Origin of the sequence: Streptomyces apricus (assembly GCF_008369065.1) — a bacterium.
GTDB lineage: Bacteria > Actinomycetota > Actinomycetes > Streptomycetales > Streptomycetaceae > Streptomyces > Streptomyces apricus.
This window is the reverse complement of sequence record NZ_VDFC01000023.1, coordinates 53,535-58,458: the sequence shown is the minus strand read 5'-3', so window position 1 is coordinate 58,458 and position 4,924 is coordinate 53,535. Positions and strand designations below refer to the sequence as shown.

Here is a 4,924-nt window from a genome sequence, read left to right as displayed (position 1 = left end):
GGGTGGGGCTACGTCCAGGGCGTAGTGGTGGTAGAGCTGGAGTTCCTGTTCGGGGGAGAGGTGGCGGCCCACGCCGAAGTCGGGGGCGTCCCTGATGAGGGAGCGTTCGAACGGGATGTGCAGGGAGCCGTCGATCAGTTCGCTGGGCTCCAGGGGGACGAAGGCGTCCCGGCCGAAGAGACCGGTGCGTATCGCCGCCCACTCGGGTGCGCCGGTCGCGTCGTCGAGGTAGACCTCGTCGACGGTGCCGATCCTCGCGCCGTTGCGGTCGAACGCCTTGCGGCCTATCAGGTTGCGCGGATCGATGTCGGTCTGCACGGTCCCTCCAGCTGCTCGCAACTCATCCGTAAGCACTACGAAAGAGCACTTTGGGGGAGGCGGCCACTTGAGGGACCCCCGCTGGTACGCTGGTCAACGGCTGCTGACCCCATGCGGGAGAGTCCTCCGAGACCCACCGGAGGCGCCGAAGGAGCAACTCCTCCCCGGAATCTCTCAGGCCCACGTACCGCATGGACGAGGTCACTCTGGAAAGCAGAGCGGTGTTCGAGTCGTCGACGGGCTCCGCTCTCACCGACGGTGAAAGCCGGAGCGCCCCGCGGCGAGCCGGTGAAACTCTCAGGTTGAGATGACAGAGGGGGAGGCCGTTCGGGCAACCACGCCGTGGTGCCCCCCGAAGGTCGTCAGACCAGGAGGCCTCCGCAATGACAGCCCCTCGTATTCCGCTTTCCGAGCTCGAACAGGGCATCCCCTTCGAGCAGCGTCACATCGGGCCCGACTCCGGGGCCCGCGCCAAGATGCTCGCGCAGGTGGGGTACGGCTCGCTCGACGAGCTGACGGCCGCCGCGGTGCCGGACGTGATCAAGAACGCCGACTCGCTCGCGCTGCCGGACGCGCGCACCGAGGCCGAGGTGCTGGCCGAGCTGCGCTCCCTCGCCGACCGCAACCAGGTGCTCGGTTCGATGATCGGGCTCGGGTACTACGGGACGTTCACCCCGCCCGTCATCCTCCGCAACGTCATGGAGAGCCCGGCCTGGTACACCGCGTACACGCCGTACCAGCCCGAGATCTCGCAGGGGCGGCTGGAGGCGCTGCTCAACTTCCAGACCATGGTCGCCGAGCTGACCGGACTGCCGACCTCCGGCGCCTCACTGCTGGACGAGGGCACGGCCGCCGCCGAGGCCATGGCGCTGTCGCGGCGCATGGGGAAGAACAAGAAGGGCCTCTTCCTCATCGACGCGGACACCATGCCGCAGACCGTCGCGGTGATCGAGACCCGCGCCGAGCCCACCGGCGTCGAGGTCGTCGTCGCCGACCTGAGCGACGGCATCCCCGAGGCGCTCGCCGGGCGCGAGATCAACGGCGTGCTCCTGCAGTACCCGGGCGCCTCCGGTGCCGTACGGGACCTGAAGCCCGTCGTCGAGCAGGCGCACGAGCTGGGTGCGGTCGTCACCGTCGCCGCCGACCTGCTCGCCCTGACGCTGCTCACCTCCCCCGGTGAGCTGGGCGCCGACATCGCGGTCGGCACGACGCAGCGCTTCGGCGTCCCGATGGGCTTCGGCGGGCCGCACGCCGGCTACATGGCCGTGCGGGAGAAGTTCGCGCGCAGCCTGCCCGGCCGGCTCGTCGGCGTCTCGGTCGACGCGGACGGCGACAAGGCGTACCGCCTCGCCCTGCAGACGCGCGAGCAGCACATCCGCCGGGAGAAGGCGACCAGCAACATCTGTACGGCCCAGGTGCTGCTCGCCGTCATGGCCGGCATGTACGCCGTCTACCACGGTCCCGAGGGGCTGAGGGCCATCGCGCGGCGTACCCACCGGTACGCCACGATCCTCGCCGAGGGCCTGCGCGCGGGCGGCGTCGAGGTCGTCCACGAGGCGTACTTCGACACCCTCACCGTGCGGGTGCCGGGCCGGGCCGCCGACGTACGCGACGCCGCCCGCGAGGGGGGCGTCAACCTCCACCTGGTGGACGCGGACCACCTGTCCCTGTCCTGCGACGAGACGACCACGCGGGCCCAGCTGGCTGCCGTCTGGGCGGCGTTCGGCACCGGGGGCGACGTGGCGGCGCTGGACGCGACGGCGCGGGACACGCTGCCGGAGCCGCTGCTGCGCACCGACGAGTACCTCACGCACCCGGTCTTCCACCAGTACCGCTCGGAGACCGCGATGCTGCGCTACCTGCGCCGGCTCGCGGACCGCGACTACGCGCTGGACCGGGGCATGATCCCGCTCGGCTCGTGCACCATGAAGCTGAACGCGACCACCGAGATGGAGCCGGTCACCTGGCCCGAGTTCGGGCAGCTGCACCCCTTCGCGCCCGCCGAGCAGGCGCAGGGCTACCTGACGCTCATCACCGAGCTGGAGGACCGTCTCGCCGAGGTCACCGGCTACGACAAGGTGTCGCTGCAGCCCAACGCCGGTTCGCAGGGCGAGCTGGCCGGTCTGCTGGCCGTGCGCGGCTACCACCGGGCCAACGGCGACGAGCAGCGCACCGTCTGCCTGATCCCGTCCTCCGCGCACGGCACGAACGCGGCGAGCGCGGTGATGGCCGGGATGAAGGTCGTCGTCGTGAAGACCGCCGGGGACGGCGAGATCGACGTCGAGGACCTGCGGGCCAAGATCGAGCAGTACCGCGACGAGCTGTCCGTGCTGATGATCACGTACCCCTCGACGCACGGCGTGTTCGAGGAGCACGTCGCCGACATCTGCGCGCGGGTGCACGAGGCGGGCGGCCAGGTCTACGTGGACGGCGCCAACCTCAACGCGCTGGTGGGGCTGGCCAAGCCGGGCCACTTCGGCGGCGACGTCTCGCACCTCAACCTGCACAAGACGTTCTGCATCCCGCACGGCGGCGGCGGTCCGGGCGTGGGCCCGGTCGGGGTGCGCGCGCACCTGGCGCCGTACCTGCCCAACCACCCGCTGCAGCCCGCCGCGGGTCCCGAGACCGGCGTGGGGCCCGTCTCGGCGGCTCCCTGGGGCTCCGCGGGCATCCTGCCCATCTCCTGGGCGTACGTCCGTCTGATGGGCGGCGAGGGGCTCAAGCGGGCCACGCAGGTCGCCGTGCTCAGCGCCAACTACGTGGCCAAGCGCCTGGAGCCGCACTTCCCGGTCCTCTACACGGGGCCCGGCGGGCTGGTGGCGCACGAGTGCATCATCGACCTGCGGCCGCTCACCAAGGCGACCGGCGTGAGCGTCGACGACGTCGCCAAGCGGCTCATCGACTACGGGTTCCACGCGCCGACGATGTCGTTCCCGGTGGCCGGCACGCTGATGATCGAGCCCACCGAGAGCGAGGACCTCACCGAGCTCGACCGGTTCTGCGACGCGATGATCGCCATCCGCGCGGAGATCGAGAAGGTCGGCTCGGGCGAGTGGGCGGCGGACGACAACCCGCTGCGCAACGCCCCGCACACGGCGGCCGCGCTCGGCGGGGCCTGGGAGCACGCGTACAGCCGCGAGGAGGCCGTCTTCCCGGCCGGGGTCTCGGCCGCCGACAAGTACTGGCCGCCGGTGCGCCGGATCGACCAGGCGTACGGCGACCGGAACCTGGTCTGCTCCTGCCCGCCCCTGGACGCCTACGAGGACTGACCCCCCCCCCGCGAGGGGCGGCATGCGTCGGGGCCGGTACCGGGATCTCCTCCCGGGCCGGCCCCTCGTGGTTCCGGGCGGCCTGTCCGGCCGCCCGTGGTGCGCCGTGCCGCTCAGGCGGCCGTCATCACGTCCATGGCCGGTGACCGGTGCGGAGCGATGATCCGGCCGTCCGGCAGGATCTCACCGGTGTCCTCGAAGAGCAGGACGCCGTTGCACAGCAGGCTCCACCCCTGCTCCGGGTGGTGCGCCACGAGGAGCGCGGCCTCCCGGTCGGCGGAGTCGGCTGTCGGACACGGTCGCTGGTGCTGGCACATGGATGGGATCTTTCGCTTCGGTGTGAGGTCGGTGATCGATGTGTGGTCTGTTCCGCGGTTCGAACTGGTGTCCATAACCGCCCCCCGTTTGTCAGATGGTCCGGAACCCAGTGTTGCCCCACGGACGCCGATCCGCAGGGATTTGGCGTCAGCTCTCCTCACAGGTTGATGACGCATCACCCGTGCGGGCGGTTCAGTCCAACTGGGCTGTCCCTTCGGGTGGTTCGCCATGGCCGGATGGGGCTAGTCCGTACGGACCGGGGGTGCGCTGCGTCCTCCACGCGTCACTGTGGGCGACACCCGCCCGAGGGGCCCCGGGCGCAGCACGGTGCCCCGCGACCCGGGCCGGGGTCGCGGGGCACGCGGGACGGGGCGCCCTCAGGCGGGTGAGCCGAGCAGCGGCGGGGGCGTGGGCGTGGTGGCGAGCGCGGGCGTGAGCCGGTGGGTCAGGACGGGCAGCAGGTCGCCCGCGCGGTGCGGACGGTGCGCGGCGATGCCGGGCGGTGCGGGCGCCAGGGGCACCAGCAGGTCGGTGGGGGCGAGGTGGCCCCCGGTGCCGTCGGCCGTCGGATCGCCGTGCAGCCAGAGTGTGAGCATGTAGAGCCCGGGTACCGAGAGCAGACGTGGCTGGTACGCCCCCGGCACCGTCTCCGCCTGGCGCAGGGCGCGTTCGGTCGCGGTGACGTACGGGCCCTCGAAGAAGTGGGAGAAGGCCCAGCCGTCGGGGGTCAGCCTGGTCTCCGCGGCGGCCACGGCGCGTTCGTGGCAGCGGATGAGGAAGCGCCAGCCGGCCAGCCGGGTGGCCGAGGTGCCCGCCGGGGTGACCCGGTCGAGCACGTGGACGGGCAGGGGGAGTTCGGCGGTGAGGGGTCCCTGGGCGGTGCGGAGGGACGGGGTACGGGCTTCACGGACCGCGGTCGGGGAACCGAGGGCCGTGAGGACGGTGCGCAATGCCGGCGCGGGAGCCGGGGGGACATGCAGCGGCATGGTGGGTCGCCTCTCATTCGACAGGCATGGCGG

At 71.9% G+C, this 4,924-nt stretch carries 4 protein-coding genes and 1 riboswitch; of the genes, 1 reads left to right on the top strand and 3 read right to left on the bottom strand.

Going from position 1 to position 4,924, the window contains the following annotated elements; translation table 11 throughout:
* Positions 1-318 (bottom strand): PRC-barrel domain-containing protein (locus tag FGF04_RS07595; protein ID WP_149510660.1); only part of this gene is annotated, 318 nt, incomplete at its 3' end.
* 104 nt (positions 319-422) lie between these two features.
* A riboswitch (glycine riboswitch) is annotated at positions 423-518 on the top strand.
* A 183-nt stretch (positions 519-701) separates the two neighbouring features.
* Here FGF04_RS07595 and gcvP point away from each other — a divergent pair.
* Positions 702-3,587, top strand: a complete 2,886-nt coding sequence (gene gcvP, locus FGF04_RS07590) for an aminomethyl-transferring glycine dehydrogenase (protein WP_149510477.1) — start codon at positions 702-704, stop codon at positions 3,585-3,587.
* Positions 3,588-3,700: 113 nt separating this feature from the next.
* On the opposite strand, the gene FGF04_RS07585 is transcribed toward gcvP, so the two are convergent.
* Both FGF04_RS07585 and FGF04_RS07580 read right to left on the bottom strand, forming a co-directional pair.
* Positions 3,701-3,904, bottom strand: a complete 204-nt coding sequence (locus FGF04_RS07585) for a DUF5999 family protein (RefSeq protein ID WP_149510476.1) — start codon at positions 3,902-3,904, stop codon at positions 3,701-3,703.
* Positions 3,905-4,282: 378 nt separating this feature from the next.
* Positions 4,283-4,891 carry a hypothetical protein gene (locus FGF04_RS07580; RefSeq protein WP_149510475.1) on the bottom strand — a complete coding sequence of 203 codons (609 nt, stop codon included), beginning with the start codon at positions 4,889-4,891 and terminating at the stop codon, positions 4,283-4,285.
* Positions 4,892-4,924: the final 33 nt, after the last annotated feature.

What these genes read in the sequence shown, in the direction of transcription:
- gcvP (WP_149510477.1), top strand. Translation starts at nt 702, where the DNA reads ATGACAGCCCCTCGTATTCCGCTTTCCGAGCTCGAACAGGGCATCCCC.
- FGF04_RS07585 (WP_149510476.1), bottom strand. Translation starts at nt 3,904, where the DNA reads ATGTGCCAGCACCAGCGACCGTGTCCGACAGCCGACTCCGCCGACCGG.
- FGF04_RS07580 (WP_149510475.1), bottom strand. Translation starts at nt 4,891, where the DNA reads ATGCCGCTGCATGTCCCCCCGGCTCCCGCGCCGGCATTGCGCACCGTC.